This window comes from Streptomyces sp. AcH 505 (assembly GCF_000818175.1).
Lineage (GTDB): Bacteria > Actinomycetota > Actinomycetes > Streptomycetales > Streptomycetaceae > Streptomyces.
The window spans coordinates 6,481,673-6,502,804 of the sequence record NZ_JTIY01000001.1; the positions used below are offsets into that span (position 1 = coordinate 6,481,673).

General features: G+C 73.4%; 1 protein-coding gene and 1 pseudogene. Both read left to right on the forward strand.

The annotated features are described in order from the left end of the window. Nucleotides 1-10,510: type I polyketide synthase (locus HY68_RS40150; RefSeq protein ID WP_041994264.1), on the forward strand; the 10,510-nt coding region annotated here is incomplete at its 5' end. A 58-nt stretch (nucleotides 10,511-10,568) separates the two neighbouring features. Beyond that, nucleotides 10,569-21,132 (forward strand): annotated as a pseudogene (locus HY68_RS45640) (type I polyketide synthase); the annotation flags it as partial.

Sequence of the window (21,132 nt, forward strand, 5' to 3'; positions counted from 1 at the left end):
CCGCCGGCTCGACACGTCCGGCACCGTACTGATCACCGGCGGCACCGGCGGCCTCGGCGGGCACCTCGCCCGCGGGCTCGCCAGGGCCGGCGCCGGCCATCTGCTGCTCACCAGCAGGCGCGGCGCGGAAGCGCCCGGCGCCGCCGAACTGCGCGCCGAACTGGAGGAGCTGGGTGCCCGGGTCACCATCGCGGGCTGCGACGCCGCCGACCACGACGCCCTGGCGGATCTGCTCGCCACCGTTCCCGACGACGCGCCGCTCACCGCGGTGTTCCACACGGCCGGTGTCGTCGCCGACAGCGTCGTGGACGCACTGACAGCGGACAACCTCACCCCGGTACTGCGCTCCAAGGTCGTCTCCGCACTCAACCTGCACCAGCTCACCGCCGACCTCGACCTGTCGGCGTTCGTCCTCTTCTCCTCCACCGCGGGCGTCTTCGGCGCCGCCGGGCAGGGCAACTACGCCGCCGCCAACGCCTATCTCGACACGCTCGCCGAATACCGGCGCGCCCACGGTCTGACGGCGCTGTCCGTCGCCTGGGGCCCCTGGGCCGGCTCCGGCATGGTCGCCGACGCCGCCGAGATCGAGAGCCGGGTGCGGCGCGGCGGATTCGAGCCGCTGGCACCTGAGCCCGCCGTGCGCGCCCTGTTCCAGGCCGTCGAACACGACGACACGGCCGTCGCGATAGCCGACATCGACTGGAGCCGCTTCCGTACCGCCTTCGCCGCCACCCGCCCGCTGCCGTTCATCGCCGACCTGCCCGAGATCCGGCAGGCCGCCGTCGCCGCCGCGGGGACCGCGTCCGGCGAACCCGAGCTGCGCCGGCGGCTCGCGGAACTCCCCGAGGCCGAACGCGGCCGTCACATGCTCGATCTGCTGCGCGCCCAGGTCGCCGCCGTACTGGGGCACTCCGACGCCAGGAACATCGAGGACGACCGCGCCTTCCGCGACCTGGGCTTCGACTCGCTGACCACCCTCGAACTGCGCAACAGCCTCTCCGCCGTCACCGGGCTCACCCTGCCCGCCTCGCTCGTCTACGACCTGCCCACCCCGAACGAGATGGCGGAGTTCCTGCTCGCCGAACTGCTCGGCTCGCTGCCCGAGACCCCGGCGCTCCCGGCGGCCACCCGGCCTGCCGTGGACGACGACCCGATCGCGGTCGTCGGCATCAGCTGCCGCTTCCCCGGCGGGGTCTCCTCGCCCGAGGAGCTGTGGCGGCTCCTCCAGGACGGCGGCGACGGCATCTCCCCGTTCCCCGCCGACCGGGGCTGGGACATCGACGCCCTCGGCGCCGGCGCTTCCGACACCCTCGAAGGCGGATTCCTCACCGGCGTGGCCGACTTCGACGCCCGCTTCTTCGGCATCTCGCCCCGCGAGGCCCTGGCGATGGACCCGCAGCAGCGGCTGCTGCTCGAAGCCACCTGGGAGGCGCTGGAGCGGGCCGGTATCGACCCCTCGGCGCTGCGCGGCTCCACCACCGGCGTCTTCGTCGGCACCAACGGACAGGACTACCCGACCCTGCTGCGCAGGTCGGCGTCGGACGTGCAGGGTTATGTGGCCACCGGCAACACCGCCAGCGTCATGTCGGGCCGGCTCTCCTACGCGCTCGGCCTCGAAGGCCCTGCCGTCACCGTCGACACCGCCTGCTCGTCCTCGCTGGTGGCCATGCACTGGGCGGGCAAGGCACTCAGCTCGGGGGAGTGCTCGCTGGTGATCGCGGGCGGCGTCTCGGTGATGTCGAGCCCCGACTCCTTCGTCGAGTTCAGCCGCCAGGGCGGCCTCGCCCCCGACGGCCGGTGCAAGGCGTTCTCCGACAGCGCCGACGGCACCGCCTGGTCCGAGGGCGTCGGCATCCTCGTCCTGGAGAGGCTTTCCGACGCCGTACGCAACGGGCACGAGGTGCGCGGCGTCATCCGTGGCACCGCCGTCAACCAGGACGGCGCGTCCAACGGACTCACCGCCCCCAACGGCCCCTCGCAGCAGCGCGTCATCCGGCAGGCGCTCGCCGACGCCGGACTCGCCACCACCGACATCGACGCCGTCGAGGCGCACGGCACCGGCACCACCCTCGGCGACCCGATCGAGGCACAGGCGCTGCTGGCCACGTACGGACAGGGCCGCGAACACCCGCTGCTGCTCGGCACGGTCAAGTCCAACATCGGCCACACCCAGGCCGCGGCCGGTGTCGCCGGTGTGATCAAGATGCTGATGGCCATGCGGCACGGCACCCTGCCGAAGACACTGCACGCCGACACCCCCTCGGGGCACGTCGACTGGTCGGCCGGGGCCGTCTCGCTGCTGCGTGAGCCCGCGGACTGGCCGGAGACCGGCCGGCCGCGCAGGGCCGGTGTCTCGGCCTTCGGCGTCAGCGGTACGAACGCGCACGTCATCGTGGAGCAGGCACCCGCCGTCGAACAGCCCGCCGCGGAGCCGGAGACGGCGGCCCCCGCCGTCGCGCCGACGCTCGTGCCGTGGATCGTCTCCGGCAGGACCCGCGACGCGCTCCAGGCCCAGATCGACCGGCTCACCGCCTACGCGGCCCCGCACAGCGGGCTCTCCGCCCTGGACGTCGGCCACTCGCTCGCCTCGGACCGTACGCTCTTCCCGCACCGCGCCGTACTGCTCGCGGGACCGGACGGCGTACGGGAGGCCGCACGCGGCGCCGCGAGCCGCGTCCCCGGCAGGACCGCGTTCCTCTTCTCCGGCCAGGGCAGCCAACGGGCCGCCATGGGACGGGAGTTGTACGAGCGGTTCCCCGTCTTCGCCGAGGCCCTCGACGCGGTGCTCGCCCATCTCGACACGGAGCTGAAGTCCCCGCTGCGTGAGGTGCTGTTCGCCGAACCGGGCACCTTCGAGGCGGAGTTGCTGGACGAGACAGGCTGGACCCAGCCGGCCCTCTTCGCCGTCGAGGTCGCGCTGTTCCGGCTGCTGGAGTCGTGGGGCATGACCCCGGACTTCGTGGCAGGACACTCGATCGGTGAGATCGCCGCAGCGCACGCTGCGGGCGTCTTCACCCTGGCCGACGCCTGCCGGCTGGTCGCCGCGCGCGCCTCGCTGATGCAGGCGCTGCCCCAGGGCGGCGCGATGGTCGCTGTGCAGGCCACCGAGGACGAGATCACCCCGCTGCTCGGCGACGACGTCTCGATCGCCGCGGTCAACGGGCCGCAGGCGCTCGTCGTGGCCGGCACGGAGGAGGCCGTCCAGGTGATCGCCGACCTGATCGCAGCCGACGGCCGCCGCACCCGGCGGCTGCGCGTCTCGCACGCCTTCCACTCGCCGCTGATGGACCCGATGCTCGCCGACTTCGCCCGCGTCACCGAGAGCCTGGCGTTCGACGAGCCCCGTATCCCCGTCGTGTCGAACCTGACCGGCCGGCTCGCCACGGCGCGGGAACTGGCCTCGCCCGCCTACTGGGTACGGCACGTGCGGGAAGCCGTACGGTTCGCCGACGGTGTCCGCACCCTGCGGGACGCCGGGGTCTCCACCTTCGTGGAACTCGGCCCGGACGGTGTGCTGTCGGCCATGGCCCAGCAGAGCCTGGAGGGCGTCGAACCCGCCCCGGCCGTGGTGCCGCTGCTCCGCAAGGACCAGGGCGAGGAAGCGGCCGTGACCGCCGCGCTGGCCACCCTGCACACGCACGGCGCAGGACCGCGCTGGTCGGCGTACTTCGCCGGTACCGGAGCGTCCCGCGTCGAACTGCCCACGTACGCCTTCCAGCGCGAGCGGTACTGGCCCGAGCCCGCGGCCGTGGCCGCCCTCGGCGCCCCCGACCCCGTCGACGCCGAGTTCTGGTCGGCCGTGGAGCGCGCGGACCTGGAGTCGCTGGCCGCCTCGCTCGACCTGGACGGCGACACCGTCACCGCCATGGTGCCCGCGCTGTCCGCGTGGCGCCGCCGCCGCGGCGAGCAGTCGGCGGGGGAGAACTGGCGCTACCGCGAGACCTGGACACCGCTCACCGCACTCACCGCGACCGCGCCCGCCGCGGCAGCGCCGTCCGGCGACTGGCTCGTCATCGTGCCGGCCTCCGACGCCGACGACACCTGGACCTCCGCCGCCGTCACCGCACTCGGCGCGGGAGCGGTACGGGTGGAGGCCGACCCGTACGACCACGCGAGGCTGGCCCAGCTGCTGACGACGGCGCGCGGCGAAGGGACCGGTTACGCCGGTGTCGTGTCGCTGCTCGCCACCGCCGCCCCGGACACGGCGGCCACCGGGGCGCACCTGCCGCCGGACCTCGCCTGGCCGACCGCACTGCTGCGGGCGCTCGACGAGGCGGGCATCGATGCACCGCTGTGGTGCGTCACACGCGGCGCCGTCTCCACCGCCGCGTCCGAGCCCCTGCTGCACGCGGGACAGGCCGCCGTATGGGGCCAGGGCCGGGTCACGGCACTGGAGCACCCCGACCGCTGGGGCGGCCTGGTCGACCTGCCGGAAACCATCGACGACGGGGCGGCCGCCGCCTTCGCCGCCGCCCTGACCGGCCAGGACGGCGAGGACCAGATCGCGGTCCGCGCCACCGGCGCCCTCGGGCGCCGGCTGAGCCGTACGGCACCGGACCCGGCGGGCGGCTCGTGGCAGCCCACCGGCACGGTCCTGGTCACCGGAGGTACGGGCACGACGGGCGGCCTGGTCGCCTGCTGGCTGGCCCGCGAGGGCGCCCAGCACCTCGTACTGACCACCCGCGACGAGCCGGAGCCGGCGGACGCCGCCGCGCTCGAAGCCGAACTGACCGCGCTCGGCGCCACCGTCACCGCGGCCGTCTGCGAGGTGTCCGACCGCGAAGCGCTCACCGCGCTGCTGGCGGCGATACCCGACGACAGGCCGCTGACCGCCGTCGTCCACGCCGAAGAGGCCGCCGACGACACCACAGAGCCCGGCTCCGGACCAGCCGCACTCTCCGCGGCGCTGGCCGGAGTCGTCCAACTCGACGCCGTGCTCGGCGACCGGCCCCTGGACGCGTTCGTCCTGTTCGGCTCCGTCGCCGGAGTCTGGGGCGTCCGCGGCCAGGAGACACCGGCCGCGCTCGGCGCTTACATGGACGCCGTCGCCCGGCAGCGCCGCGACCGGGGCGCCACCGCCCTGTCCGTCGCCTGGGGCGCCTGGACGGACACCGTGGACCGGGCGACCGCCGCGCACCTGCGGCTGAACGGACTGCCCGTCATGGCCGCCGACGCCGCGCTGGCCGCCCTCGGCCGTACCGTCGCCGACGGCGAGAGCGCCGTGACCGTCGCCGACGTGGACTGGGCGACCTTCGCCCCCGCCTTCACCGCGAGCCGCCGCAGCACCCTGCTGGCGGACATCCCGGAGGCCCGCGCCGCGCTCGCGGCGGCCGAACACGACCGCAGGGACGAGGAGTCCGCCGCCGGGAGCTACCGGCAGGAACTGCTGGCACTGCCCGACACCGAACGGGCCGACGCGCTGCTCTCGCTGGTCACGGAGAAGGTCGCCACGGTGCTCGGCCACACGAGCGCCGACGCGGTCGAGTCCGACCTGCCGTTCCGCGACCTCGGCTTCGACTCGCTGACCGCGGTCGACCTGCGCGACCAGCTCATGACGGCGACCGGCCTCAGCCTGCCGGCCACCCTCGTCTTCGACCACCCGACCCCGGCCGAACTGGCAACCCGGCTGCGGACGTTGCTGCTCGGCGAACTGCCCGACGCCGCGGTGCCCGTGGCGGCGTCCGGGCACATCGGCGACGACCCCGTCGCGATCGTCGGCATGGCCTGCCGCTACCCCGGAGGCGTCGGCTCGCCCGAGGACCTGTGGAAGCTCGTCACCGAAGGGACCGACGCCGTCGGTGAGTTCCCCACCGACCGCGGCTGGGACCTCGACACCCTGCTCGGCGGCGGCGGAGCGGGCGGCCGGGGCCGCAGCGCCACCGGCAACGGCGGCTTTCTCTACGACGCGGCCGACTTCGACCCCGGTCTTTTCGGCATCTCGCCCCGCGAGGCGATGGTGATGGACCCGCAGCAGCGCATCGTGCTCGAAGCCGCCTGGGAGGCGCTGGAGCGGGCCGGCATCGACGCGGCGACCCTGCGCGGCAGCGCGACCACCGGCGTCTACGTCGGTGGCGGCAGCGGCGACTACCGGCCCCCGACGGAGTACGGACAGTGGGAGACCGCCCAGTCGGCGAGTCTCCTCTCCGGCCGGCTCGCCTACTCCTTCGGCCTCCAGGGGCCCACGGTCTCGGTGGACACGGCCTGCTCCTCGTCCCTGGTGGCACTCCACCTGGCCGCGCAGGCACTGCGCTCGGGCGAGTGCTCGATCGCGCTGGCCGGCGGAGTCACCGTCATGGCCACCCCGGTGGGCTTCGTGGAATTCACCGCCCAGGGCGCCCTGTCCACCGACGGCAGGTGCAAGGCGTTCTCCGAAGAGGCGGACGGCACCGGCTGGGCCGAGGGCGTGGGCATGCTCGTCGTCGAGCGGCTCTCCGACGCCCGGCGCAACGGCCACCACGTCCTCGCGGTCCTGCGCGGCTCCGCCATCAACCAGGACGGCGCGTCCAACGGACTGACCGCGCCCAACGGACCGGCCCAGCAGCGGGTGATCAGGCAGGCGCTCGCCAACTCCGGCCTGGCGCCCGCCGATGTGGACGCCGTCGAGGCACATGGCACGGGCACCAAACTCGGTGACCCGATCGAGGCACAGTCCCTGCTCGCCACCTACGGCCAGGACCGCGACCCGCAGCGCCCCGTGCTGCTCGGCTCGCTCAAGTCCAACATCGGTCACACCCAAGCCGCTTCGGGCGTCGCCGGGGTGATCAAGATGGTGATGGCGATGCGGCACGGCACCCTGCCCAAGTCGCTCCACGCTCGAACACCGTCGTCGCATGTGGACTGGACGGCGGGCGCTGCCCTGCTGCTCACCGAACCGGTCGCCTGGCCGGAAGCGGGCCGCCCGCGTCGCGCCGGGGTCTCCTCGTTCGGCGCCAGCGGTACGAACGCGCACGTCATCCTGGAACAGGCACCGGGGACCGACGCCGCCGCCCCGGCTCCCACCGCTCCCGAGGGGGCCGAAGAGGCCGCACGCGAGCCGGGCACGCTGCCGGTGCTGCTGTCCGGCAGGACCGAGAGCGCGCTGCGCGACCAGGCCCGACGGCTGCTCGCCCACGTGACGGCGCACCCGGACACCCCCCTGACCGATCTGGCCTTCTCCCTCGCGACCACCCGCTCCGCCTTCGAGCACCGGGCCGCCGTCTCCGTGACCGGGGGCGAGGGTCTGCTCGACGGGCTCGCCGCCCTCGCCGGAGGCAGCACGGTCCCGCAGCTGGTCGAGCACCACGTGGAACGGGTCGGCAAGCGCGCGTTCCTGTTCTCGGGACAGGGCTCGCAGCGGCTGGGGATGGGCCGGGAGCTGTACGGCCGGTTCCCCGCCTTCGCCGACGCGCTGGACGCCGTACTGGCCGAGCTGGAAGCCCAGTTGGGCCGCTCGCTCCGGCATGTCATCTGGGGTGACGACGCCGACCCGCTGAACGGGACGGGCTCTGCCCAGCCGGCGTTGTTCGCGATCGAAGTGGCGTTGTTCCGGCTGGTCGAGTCGTGGGGTGTGGTCCCGGACTTCGTGGCGGGGCACTCGATCGGTGAGATCGCCGCTGCTCATGTGGCCGGGGTGTTCTCGCTGGCGGACGCGTCGCGTCTGGTGGTGGCGCGTGCTTCGTTGATGCAGGCGCTGCCTGCCGGTGGTGCGATGGTCGCGGTCCAAGCGACGGAGGACGAGGTTCTTCCGCTGCTGGTCGACGGCGTCTCGGTCGCAGCCGTCAACGGGCCTTCCTCGGTGGTGATTTCGGGTGACGAGGACGCGGCTCTGAAGGTCGCCGCGCACTTCGCGGAGCAGGGCCGTAAGACCAGCCGGCTGCGGGTCTCGCACGCGTTCCACTCGCCGCTGATGGACCCGATGCTGGACGAGTTCCGCGCGGTGGCCCGAAGCCTGACCTTCGAGGCGCCCCGGATCCAGCTGGTGTCGAACCTGACCGGCGCCCTGGCGACCGCCGACGAGCTGTGCTCGCCCGACTACTGGGTACGGCACGTCCGCGAAGCCGTCCGATTCGCCGACGGGGTAAGGACGTTGACGGACCGGGGCGTCACCACCTTCCTGGAACTGGGCCCGGACGCGGTGCTCGCCGCCATGGCCCAGGAGTCGGCGCCGCAGGGCGCGACGGCCGTACCGGTCCTGCGCGAGGGCCGCGACGAGGAAGCGACCCTGGTCGCCGCAGTCGCCCGGCTGCACGTCCTCGGGGCGGGCCCGAGGTGGTCCGCGTTCTTCGCCGGCACCGGCGCCCAGTGGGTCGACCTGCCGACGTACGCCTTCCAGCGCGACCGGTTCTGGCCGGACTCCCTGCCCGGCGCGACCGTACCGGCCGCCGCCCCGCAGGAGTCCGACGCGACGGACCGCGCGTTCTGGGAAGCGGTGGAGCAGGAGGACTTCAGCTCCCTGGAATCCGTCCTGGACATCGAGGGCGACACACTGTCGAAGGTGCTGCCCGCGCTCCTCGACTGGCGCAGGAACCGCCAGGACGAGTCGGTCGTCGAAAGCTGGCGGCACCGCATCGTATGGAAGTCACTGGCCGGCGCCAGTACCGCCAACCGCAAGCCCCTGAGCGGTACATGGCTCGCCGTGGTGCCCGAGGAACACACCGAGGACGCCTGGGTCGCCGCCGCGCTCGACGCGCTGGGCACCAACGTCGTACGGGTACCGGTGGCACCAGGACCGCAGGACCGGGCCGCGCTGGCCGGCGAGCTGCGCGCCCTCGCCGAGCAGACGGCCGCCGAGGACGGCGCGCCGTTCGCCGGGGTCGTCTCGCTCCTCGCGCTGCGCGACACCGTGCCGGGCAGCGTGCCCGAGGGCGTCGCCCTCACCGCTGTGCTGCTCCAGGCGCTGGGTGACGCCGGGATCGACGCGCCGCTCTGGTCCGTCACCCGGGGAGCCGTGTCCGTGCACCGCACGGACACACCACGCAACCCGCTCCAGGCCGCCGTGTGGGGCCTGGGCCGGGTCGCGGCGCTCGAATACCCCGAGCGCTGGGGCGGTCTGATCGACCTGCCCGAGCGGCTGGACGAGCGTACGGCCGCAGGCTTCGCCGGAGCGCTCGCCGGGACGGAAGGCGAGGACCAGATCGCCGTACGGGCCTCCGCCGTCCTCGCCCGACGACTGGTGCGGGCCCCCGGCAAGCAGCCCGCCCGCGCATGGGACCCGAAGGGCGGCACGGTACTGATCACCGGTGGCACCGGCGCCCTCGGCGCCCATGTGGCCCGCCGGCTGGCCAGGGACGGCGTTCAGCATCTGGTGCTGCTCAGCCGCCGCGGCCCGGACGCACCGGGCGCCGAGGCCCTGCGGGACGAACTCGACAAGCTGGGCGCCGATGTCACCGTCGCCGCGTGCGACGTCGCCGACCGCGCCCAACTGGCCGCCGTACTCGCGGACATCCAGGCCGAGCACCCGCTGACCGGCGTGGTGCACGCGGCCGGGGTCCTGGACGACGGGGTGCTCGACCGGCTCACCCCCGAGCGGTTCGAGGCGGTGTTCCGCGCGAAGGTGACCTCGGCCCTGCTGCTCGATGAGCTGACCCGCGAGCTCGACCTCACGGCCTTCGTGCTCTTCTCCTCCGCGTCGGCCGCCGTCGGCAACCTCGGCCAGGCCAACTACGCGGCGGCCAACGCGGTGCTCGACGCCGTGGCCGAGCGGCGCAGGGCACTGGATCTCCCGGCGACCTCGATCGCCTGGGGAGCCTGGGGCGGCGGCGGGATGGCCGAGGGAGCAGGCGCCGACGAAGCGGCCAAGCGCGCCGGGGTCGGCGCCATGGACCCGGAGCTGGCCTGCGAGGCACTGCTCAGGCTGGTCATGGAGCCCGAGCCGACCGCGGTGGTCGCCGAGGTCGCCGTCGAGCGTTTCGTGGGTGCCTTCGGCGCCGCCCGGCCGAGCGCCCTGCTCAAGGAGTTCCCCGGATACCGGGACATGCTGGCGGCGCGGGCCGCGGCGCCCGGGAGCGGCAAGGACGAACACGGCCTGCGGGACCGGCTCATGGGCCTGCCGGCGGGCCGGCGCCTGGACGTCGTCGTGGATCTGGTCCGTACCCGGGCCGCCCAGGTACTGGGCTACCCGGACACCGACGCCGTCGGCGCCGAACGGTCCTTCCGCGACCTCGGCATCGACTCGCTCGGAGCCGTCGAGCTGCGCAACCAGCTCAACGCGGCGACCGGCCTGAGCCTCACGGCGACACTCGCCTTCGACCATCCGACCCCCACGGCCCTCGCCGAGCATGTGCTCGGCCAACTCGTCCCCGACCAGGGCCCCGAAGCACACACCGACGCACAAGAGACCGAGATCCGGGCCCTGCTGGCCTCCGTACCGCTCGCGCGACTGCGGGACATCGGCGTACTCGAGCCGCTGCTCCAGTTTGCGGAGCGGGGCGGGGCAGCCCCGGCGGAGGACGGCGAACCCAAGGAGTCCATCGACTCGATGGACGTGGCTGACCTGGTGCGGGCCGCGCTCAACGGCCAGTCCGACCTGTAGCGCGAGAGTGACGGAGCAGACGATGAATGCCCCCACCGAAAATGCCCCCACCGCGGGTGTCGTAGAAGCACTCCGCGCCTCGATGAAGGAGGCCGAGCGGCTCAGGCGGCAGAACCGCATGTTCGTCGCGGCGGCCAAGGAACCCATCGCCGTCGTCGGAATGAGCTGCCGGTTCCCCGGCGACGTCGTCTCCCCCGAAGGACTCTGGGACCTCGTCGCCTCCGGCACCGACGCCATCTCCGGATTCCCCACCGACCGGGGCTGGGACCTGGAAGCGCTGCGCGACAGCTCCACCGACGCGCGCGACACCTCCGTCAGCCAACAGGGCGGATTCCTGGACTGCGTGGCCGACTTCGACCCCGGTTTCTTCGGCATCTCGCCCCGCGAGGCGGCCACCATGGACCCCCAGCAGCGGCTGCTGCTGGAGACCACCTGGGAGGCCGTCGAGCGGTCCGGCATCGACGCCACCACGCTGCGGGGCTCCAGGACCGGCGCGTTCATCGGCACCAACGGCCAGGACTACGCCTACCTGCTGGTCAGGTCGCTCGACGACGCGACCGGCGACGTGGGCACCGGCATCGCCGCCAGCGCCGTGTCCGGCCGGCTCTCGTACACCCTCGGGCTCGAAGGCCCCGCGATCACGGTCGACACCGCGTGCTCGTCGTCGCTGGTCGCCCTCCACCTGGCCGTGCAGTCACTGCGCAACGGCGAGTGCGGTCTCGCGCTCGCGGGCGGCGTCAATGTGATGTCCACGCCCGGGTCGCTGATCGAGTTCAGCCGCCAGGGCGGTCTGGCGCGCGACGGCCGGTGCAAGGCGTTCGCCGAGTCCGCCGACGGCACCGGCTGGTCCGAGGGCGCCGGTGTGCTGATGCTGGAGCGCCTGTCGGACGCCCAGCGCAACGGACACCCCGTCCTGGCCCTGGTCCGCGGCTCCGCGGTCAACCAGGACGGCGCCTCCAACGGCTTCACCGCGCCCAACGGCCCCTCGCAGCAGCGGGTCATCCGGCAGGCGCTCGCCAACGCGGGGCTCGCCCCCGCCGACGTCGATGTGGTGGAGGCGCACGGCACGGGCACACCGCTGGGCGACCCCATCGAGGCACAGAGCCTCATCGCCGGCTACGGCCAGGACCGCGAACGGCCACTGCTGCTCGGCTCGGTGAAGTCCAACATCGGCCACACCCAGGCCGCTTCCGGCGTCGCGGGCGTCATCAAGATGGTCATGGCGATGCGGCACGGCGTCGTCCCGAAGACCCTGCACGCGGACGAGCCCTCGTCGCACGTCGACTGGTCGGCGGGCAAGGTCGACCTGCTCACCGAGGCCCGCGAGTGGCCGGACGCGGGCCGCCCGCGCCGTACGGGAGTCTCCTCGTTCGGGGTCAGCGGCACCAACGCGCACGTGATCATCGAGCAGGCCCCGGCCGTCGAGGCCGCCCCCGCCGAACCGGCGGAGACCGCCCCCACCCGCGCTGCCACCGCTGTGCCGTGGGTCGTCTCGGGACGGACCGCCGAGGCACTGCGGGACCAGGCGACCGTGCTGCTCGGCCGACTTGAGCGCGAACCGGATCTGCGTCCTGTGGACATGGCGCTGTCCCTGGCGACGACCAGGGCGAGCATGGAGCACCGCCTTGCCGTTGTCGCCGACGGGACCGCCGCAGCGGGCCGCCGGGCGCTGGAGGCCTGGCTCGCCGACGGCGCGGCCCCGGGCGCGGTCGAGGGCACGGTGACCGGGCGTACGAAGTACGCGGTGCTGTTCTCGGGTCAGGGCTCGCAGCGGCTCGGCATGGGCCGGGAGCTGTACGAGCGGTTCCCGGTCTTCGCGGAGGCGCTGGATGCCGTACTGGCCGAGCTGGACGGCGAGTTGGACCGTCCGCTGCGAGACGTCATCTGGGGCGACGACGCGGACCTGCTGAACGGGACCGGCTGCGCGCAGCCCGCGCTGTTCGCGGTCGAGGTCGCGCTGTTCCGGCTGTGGGAGTCCTGGGGTCTGGCACCGGACTTCGTGGCAGGGCATTCGATCGGTGAGATCGCCGCCGCACACGTCGCCGGAGTGTTCTCGTTGACTGACGCGTGCCGTTTGGTGGCGGCGCGTGCTTCGTTGATGCAGGCGCTGCCGGCCGGTGGTGCGATGGTGGCGGTGCGGGCGACGGAGGACGAGGTGCTGCCGCTGCTGGTCGACGGTGTGTCGGTCGCGGCCGTCAACGGGCCCTCGTCCGTGGTGGTTTCGGGTGCCGAGGACGCTGTCCTCGCGGTCGCCTCCCGGCTCCAGGAGCAGGGTCGTAAGACGAGCCGGCTGCGCGTCTCGCACGCCTTCCACTCGCCGCTGATGGACCCGATGCTGGACGACTTCCGTGCCGTCGCGGAGACCCTGACGTACGCCGAGCCTTCGGTGCCGGTGGTATCGAATCTGACCGGCCGGCTCGCGAGCGCCGACGAGTTGTGCTCCGCCGGGTACTGGGTCCGGCATGTCCGCGAGGCGGTCCGATTCGCCGATGGCGTAGGGACGTTGGGCGAGCAGGGTGTGGCCACGTTCCTGGAGCTGGGGCCTGACGGTGTGCTCTCCGCCATGGCGCAGGAATCGGTCCCGGGCGGCGCGGCGACCGTACCGTCACTCCGCAAGGACCGGCCCGAGGAGACCTCGGCCGTCACCGCGCTGGCCCAGCTGCATGTGCGCGGCGTACGCGTCGACTGGCCGGCGTTCTTCGCCGGAACCGGCGCGCGTCAGGTCGAGCTGCCGACGTACGCCTTCCAGCACGAGCGGTTCTGGCCGAAGACGACCTTCCGTCCCGCGGACGCGGCCGGGCTTGGGCTGACCTCCGCCAACCACCCGCTGCTCGGCGCCGCCATGTCCGTGGCCGGCTCCGACGAACTGCTGCTCACCGGCACGCTGTCGCTGGCCACCCACCCTTGGCTGGCGGACCATGTCGTCAGCGGCATGGTCTTCTTCCCCGGCACCGGATTCCTGGAGCTGGCGATCCGCGCCGCCGACCAGGCCGGCTGTGACCGGGTCGAGGAACTGATGCTGGCGGCCCCGCTCATCCTGCCCCGCACCGGCGCGGTCCAGGTCCAGATCGCCGTCGGCGGCGCCGACGACGAAGGCCGCCGTGAACTGCGGTTCTACACACGCCCCGCCGACGCCCCCGACGACGAGTGGACACTGCACGCCTCCGGGCGGATCGGTGAAGGGGAGCGGCGGCTCGACTTCGACGCCTCCGTATGGCCGCCCAAGGGCGCGACCGTGGTGGACGTGGCGGGTCTGTACGACCGCTACGCGGGCAACGGTCTTGAGTACGGCCCCGCCTTCCGCGGGCTGCGCGCCGTCTGGCGCCGTGGCGACGAGATCTTCGCCGAGGTGGCACTCGACCGTGACGTCAGCGACGCGGACTCCTACGGGATGCACCCGGCGCTGTTCGACTCCGTCCTGCACAGCACGGTGTTCGCGAGCGCGGACGGCGACGACCGCAGCCTGCTGCCGTTCGCGTGGAACGGTGTGTCGCTGCACGCCTCAGGGGCGTCCGGCCTGCGCGTACGGGTGACCAGCAACGGCCAGGACTCGGTACGGCTGGCGGCCGTCGACCCGCAGGGCGAGCCGGTGATCTCGGTGGAGTCGCTGGTCCTGCGCGCTGCGGGACCCCAGCCGGCGGCCACGGCCCGCCGCGACGAACTGAACTCGCTGTTCCGGGTCGACTGGGTGCAGGGCAAGCCGGAGAAGGTCTCCGAGGACACCGGTTGGGTGGTGCTCGGCCGGGACGACCTGGGCCTGACGACCGCTCTCGGCGCGACGGCCGGGATACGGCTCAGCCCTCCGGTCGCCACGCTCGACGAGCTGGCCGACGGCGGGACGGTGCCGGAGGTCGTGGCCGTGCCGCTCCAGGGCGACAGCGCGCGCGTCGCCGAGTCCGCGCACGAACTCGCCGGTCACGCGCTGACGTTGGTGCGGGAGTGGCTGGCCGACGACCGGTTCGCCGCCTCGCTGCTGGTGTTCGTCACGCGCGGCGCGGTCGAGGACGGCGCGGAAGACGTCTCCGACGTGGCCGCCGCCTCCGTCTGGGGTCTTGTACGGTCCGCGCAGGCGGAGAACCCGGGCCGGTTCCTGCTGGTGGACGTGGACGCGTCGGACGAATCGGCAGCCGTACTCTCCGCGTTGCCGGGCCTGGTCGACGTTGACGAACCGCAGGCCGTGGTCCGCGCGGGCGCGCTGCGGGTCGGCCGGCTCGCGCGGCTGGAGTCGGGCACGGGGCTCGTACCCCCGGCCGGGGCGCCGTGGCGGCTGGGCAGCCGGGCGAAGGGCAGCCTGGACGGGCTCACGCTGGCGCCGTTCCCCGAGGTCCTGGAGCCGCTGACCGGACGTGACGTACGGGTCGAGGTCCGCGCTGCGGGCGTGAACTTCCGCGATGTCCTCAACGCCCTGGGCATGTACCCCGGCGACGCGGGGCTGTTCGGCTCCGAGGCGGCCGGTGTGGTGGTCGGGACCGGCCCTGACGCGACCGATCTGCGGGTCGGCGACCGGGTCACCGGCATGCTGTTCGGCGGCTTCGGCACCCATGTCGTCGGCGACGAACGCCGGATGACCCCCGTACCCGAGGGGTGGTCGTGGGAGACGGCGGCTTCCATGCCGCTGGTGTTCCTGACGGCCTACCACGCGCTGGCGGAGCTGGGCGGGCTTCAGCGCGGTGAGAAGGTGCTGATCCACGCGGGCGCCGGTGGTGTGGGGATGGCGGCGATCCAGGTGGCGAACCATCTGGGCGCCGAGGTGTTCGCGACGGCGAGTGAGGGCAAGTGGGACGTCCTGCGGTCGCTGGGTGTCGCTGACGATCACATCGCTTCCTCGCGTACGACGGACTTCGCGACGGCGTTCGACGCGGTCACCCGCGGCCGGGGTGTCGATGTCGTACTGAACTCGCTCGCGGGCGAGTTCGTGGACGCTTCGCTGCGGCTGACCGCGCCCGGCGGCCGGTTCCTGGAGATGGGCAAGACCGACATCCGCGACGAGGCGGAGCTGCCCGACGGAGTGAACTACCGCTCGTTCGACCTCGGTTGGGTGGACCCGGCCGGTATCCAGCGGATGCTGACCGCTCTCATGGAGCTGTTCGAGCAGGGAGTGCTGGAGCCGCTGCCGGTCCGCACCTGGGACGTACGCCGGGCGCGGGGCGCGTTCCGGTTCATGAGCATGGCCAAGCACGTGGGCAAGATCGTGCTGACCATGCCGCCCGTATGGGACGCCGAAGGAACCGTCCTGATCACCGGCGGGACCGGCGGTCTCGGTGGGGTACTGGCCCGGCATCTCGTCGCTGAACGCGGCGTGAGGCAGCTGCTCTTGACCAGCCGGCGCGGTATCGAGGCGCCGGGCGCCGCCGCGTTGGCCGCCGAGCTGCGGACGCTGGGCGCCGAGGTCGCTGTCGAGACATGTGATGTGGCGGACCGGGATGCGCTGGCCGGGCTGTTGGCCTCGGTGCCTTCCGGCCATCCGCTGACGGCCGTGGTGCACACGGCGGGGGTGCTGGACGACGGCGTGGTCGGTTCGCTGACGCCTGAGCGGCTGGACCATGTCCTGCGGCCGAAGGTCGACGCGGCCTGGCACCTGCACGAACTGACCCGCCATCTCGATCTCGCTGCCTTCGTGGTGTATTCGTCCACGGCCGGCGTCATGGGCGGCCCGGGACAGGCCAACTACGCGGCGGGCAACACGTTCCTCGACGCGCTCGCCGCCCACCGGCGCGCGCAGGGACTGCCAGGACTCTCCCTCGCCTGGGGCGCCTGGGAGCAGGGCGTCGGCATGACCAGCACCCTGGAGGACAAGGACGTCCGCAGGGTCAGCGGCTCCGGAATGCCCCTGCTGTCCGTGGAGCAGGGCCTCGCCCTCTTCGACGCCGCGACAGGCAGCGACGAGGCACTGGTTGTCCCGCTCGGCATCGGCGGCGGCGCGATCCCCGCGGCAGCCGGCGTCCCCGCCCTCCTGCGCGGGCTCGTACGCACCGGCCGCCGCGCGGCCAAGTCCGGCGCGGCCGGCGTGTCCCGGGCAGGTCTCGTCGAGCGGCTGGCCGCGCTCAGTGAGCACGAGCGCCCCCGGCTGCTGGTCGATCTGGTCCGCACCGAAGCGGCCGTGGTGCTCGCGCACTCCTCACCCGAAGCCATCGTCGCCGAACGGGAGTTCCGCCAGCTGGGCTTCGACTCGCTGACCGCCGTCGAACTGCGCAACCGGCTCTCCGCCGCCACGGGCCTGACGCTGCCCGCCACCCTGATCTTCGACTACCCCACGCCCACCCGCCTTGCCGGCTACCTGCTGGACGAACTGGTCGGCGCCGCCGACATCGCGGCCGTCACCGCACGCGAGTCGGCACGCGCCGCCGACGACACCGACGAGCCCATCGCGATCGTCGGGATGAGCTGCCGCTTCCCCGGCGGGGTCGAATCCCCCGAAGGACTCTGGGACCTCGTGCTCTCCGGCGAGGACGCCATCACCGGATTCCCCACCGACCGTGGCTGGCAGGCCGATTCCACCATCGGCGCCACCGAGGGACAGGGCGGATTCCTGCGGGACGTGGCCGACTTCGACGCCGAGTTCTTCGGGATCTCGCCGCGCGAGGCCCTTGCCATGGACCCGCAGCAGCGCGTGCTGCTCGAAGTCTCCTGGGAGGCCGCCGAGCGGGCCGGCATCGACCCGGCGACCCTGCGCGGCAGCCGGACCGGTGTCTTCGTCGGGGTGAGCGGCCAGGACTACGTCGGGCTCGTCATGCGCTCCAAGGACGACATGGCGGGCCACGCGACCACGGGCCTCGCCGTCAGCGTCGTCTCCGGACGGCTGGCGTACGCGCTCGGGCTCGAAGGCCCGGCGATGTCGGTCGACACCGCCTGCTCCTCGTCCCTGGTGTCCCTCCACCTCGCCGCCCAGGCACTGCGCAGCGGTGAGTGCTCGCTCGCCCTCGCCGGCGGTGTGACCGTGATGACCACGTCGGCCAACTTCGCCGGCTTCTCCCGGATGGGCGGACTGGCCGGCGACGGCCGGTGCAAGGCGTTCTCCGACTCGGCGGACGGCACCGGCTGGTCCGAGGGCGCTGCCGTACTCGTCGTGGAGCGGCTGTCGGACGCGCGCCGCAACGGACACCAGGTGCTTGCGGTCGTCCGGGGCAGCGCGGTCAACCAGGACGGCGCTTCGAACGGCCTGACAGCGCCGAACGGCCCGGCCCAGCAGCGCGTCATCCGGCAGGCCCTGGCCAACGCGGGTCTGGACCCGGCCGAGGTGGACGCGGTGGAGGCGCACGGTACGGGTACGCCGCTCGGCGACCCGATCGAGGCGCAGGCGCTGCTCGCCACGTACGGCCAGGACCGCGCGGCCGACCGGCCGCTGCTGCTCGGCTCGGTCAAGTCCAACATCGGTCACACGCAGGCAGCGGCGGGCGCCGCCGGGCTGGTCAAGATGGTGATGGCGCTGCGGCACGGCACACTGCCGCGCACCCTGCACCTCACCGAGCCTTCGTCGCACGTCGACTGGACGGCCGGCGCCGTGGAACTGCTGGCGGAGAACACCGCGTGGCCGGAGACCGGACGCGCGCGCAGGGCCGGTGTGTCGTCCTTCGGCATCAGCGGCACCAACGCGCATGTGGTCCTGGAGCAGCCCGACCCGGCGCCGAACGGCGCTGACCGGTCGCCGGTCACGCCGGACGTGGCGCCCCGCGCGGTGCCCTGGCTCGTGTCGGCCAAGAACGAAGCAGCCCTGGACGGCCAGATAAGCCGGATCCGCGCCTTCGCGAAGCACCACACCGGGCACTCCCCGGTGGATGTCGGTTTCTCGCTGGCGACCAGCCGGTCGGCGTTCGAACACCGCGCCGTGCTGCTGGCCACCGGAGACGGCGTCGTGGACGTCGCCCGAGGGACGGCCACCGATCGGACATCGGCGGTGCTCTTCTCGGGGCAGGGTTCGCAGCGGCTGGGCATGGGCCGGGAGCTGTACGCCAGGTTCCCCGTCTTCGCGGACGCGCTGGATGCCGTACTTGCCGAGCTGGACGGTGAGTTGGGCCGTTCGCTGAGGGATGTCATCTGGGGTGACGATGCGGAGCTGTTGAACAAGACCGGCTATACGCAGCCGGGGTTGTTCGCGGTCGAGGTGGCGTTGTTCCGGCTGGTCGAGTCGTGGGGTGTCACCCCGGACTTCGTGGCGGGCCACTCGATCGGTGAGATCGCGGCGGCTCATGTCGCCGGGGTGCTCTCGCTGGCGGACGCCTCACGTCTGGTCGCGGCGCGCGCGAAGCTGATGCAGGCGCTGCCTGCCGGTGGTGCGATGGTCGCGGTCCAGGCGACGGAGGACGAGGTGCTGCCGCTGCTGGTCGACGGTGTGTCGATCGCGGCGGTCAACGGACCCTCCTCAGCAGTCATTTCAGGTGATGACGACGCGGTGTCCGCGGTCGCCGCACAGCTCGTGGAGCAGGGCCGTAAGACCAACCGGCTGCGGGTCTCGCACGCGTTCCACTCGCCGCTGATGGACCCGATGCTGGACGAGTTCCGCGCGGTGGCGCAGACCCTGGCCTTCGAGGCGCCGCGGATCCCCGTCGTGTCGAACCTGACCGGTGATCTCGCGAGCGCCGAGGAGCTGTGCACGCCCGACTACTGGGTACGGCACGTTCGTGAGTCCGTCCGATTCGCCGACGCAATGAGGACGTTGGCCGAGCAGGGCGTCGGTTCGTTCCTGGAGCTGGGCCCCGACGGGGTGCTGTCGGCGATGGCGCGCGAGTCCCTGCCCGGCGACGCCGAAGTGGTCCCCGCACTGCGCAAGGACCGCTACGAGGAGACGGCGCTGATCAGCGCGCTGGGACGGCTGTACGTGACCGGCACCCCCGTCGACTGGACCGGGATCTTCGCCGGTACCGGCGCCCGGCGGGTCGATCTGCCCACCTACGCCTTCCAGCGCGAGCGGTTCTGGCCCGAGGTGGCCCCCGCCGTGTCCGCGGACAGTGCCGACCCGGCCGACGCGGAGTTCTGGGCGGCGGTGGAGAGCGCGGACCTGGCGTCCCTGTCGGCGGGCCTGGACGTGGACGGTGACTCCCTCGGGGCCGTACTGCCCGCACTGTCGTCGTGGCGCAGCCGGCGCAAGGCCCGCTCGACCGTCGACACCTGGCGCTACCGCGCGAGTTGGCAGCCCCTGACCCTGGACAGCTCCGTGGCCACCCTGCCGGGGACCTGGCTGGTAATGGTCCCGACCGCATGCGACGACGCATGGGTGACCCCACTGATCGCGGGTCTCGGACAGGCCGCGGTGCGCGTGGACGCCGGTGACACCGCGAGCGACTGCGCGGAACGGCTGTCCGACGCGGTGGCGTCGAGCGGCGGTGACATCGCCGGGGTCGTGTCACTGCTGGCACTTGACGAAACGTCAGATCGTACCGGGGTGCCCGGCGGCCTGCTCTCCACCGCCGCTCTCGTCCAGGCACTCGCCGACGCCGACCTCGCGGCCCCGCTGTGGGCGGTCACCAGGGGCGCGGTGTCGGTCGGCCGGTCCGATGCGCCGGTCAGCCCGGCGCAGGCCGCCGTATGGGGCCTCGGCCGGGTCGCCGCGCTCGAACACCCGCAGCTCTGGGGCGGTCTGGCCGATCTCCCGGCGGAGCTGGACGACCGGGCCGTACGGCGGTTCGTGGCCGTGCTGGCGGGCCGGGGCGACGAGGACCAGGTCGCCGTCCGCGCCTCAGGAGCGTTCGGCAGGCGGATGGTGCCCGCCCCCACGGCGGAGACCGTGGGGGAACGCGAGGAGCGCTGGGAGCCGTCGGGCACCGTGCTCATCACCGGCGGTACCGGCGCGCTCGGCGCGCGGGTGGCCCGTCGGCTCGCGAGCGAGGGCGCCCGCCGTCTCGTCCTGCTCAGCCGCCGTGGCCCGGACGCCCCGGGCGCGCGGGAGTTGCAGGCGGAGCTGACGGACCTCGGCGTGGACGTCACCCTTGCCGCCTGCGACGCGGCCGACCGTGAGCAGCTGCGCCAGGTGCTCGAAGAGATCCCGGCCGACTGCCCGTTGACCGCTGTGGTGCACACGGCCGGCGTGCTGGACGACGGCGCGCTGACCGGTCTGACACCCGAGCGGTTCGGGACGGTGTTCCGGTCGAAGGTCGCCTCGGCCCTGCTGCTCGACGAGCTGACCCGCGAGCTGGACCTCTCGGTGTTCGCGCTGTTCTCGTCGGTCGCAGGCTCGGTCGGCAACCCGGGCCAGGCCAACTACGCCGCGGCCAACGCCGTCCTCGACGCGCTGGCCGAACGACGGCGCTCGCTGGGCCTCCCCGCGACCTCCGTCGCCTGGGGCGCGTGGGGCGGCGGCGGTATGGCCGCAGACACACCGTCCACGGCGCCCGACACTGAGTCCGGCACCGCGGCCGACACGGCGTCAGGCACGGCGGCCGGCACGGCGTCAGGCACCGGGCAGCCGCCCGGTCTGCTCGACCCCGAGCTGGCGGTCTCCGCACTGTTCCGCCTGGTGCGGGAGCCGGAGCCGGCCGCGGTCGTCGCCGATCTGCGCCGGCCGCAGCTGCTCGAAGCCCTGCTGAGCCTGCGGCCGGGGCCGCTGCTGAGCGAGCTGCCCGAGGCCAGGCGCGCGCTGGAGACGGCACGCGCGGCGCGGCAGGCGAGCGAGTCCGCGGCGACCGGGC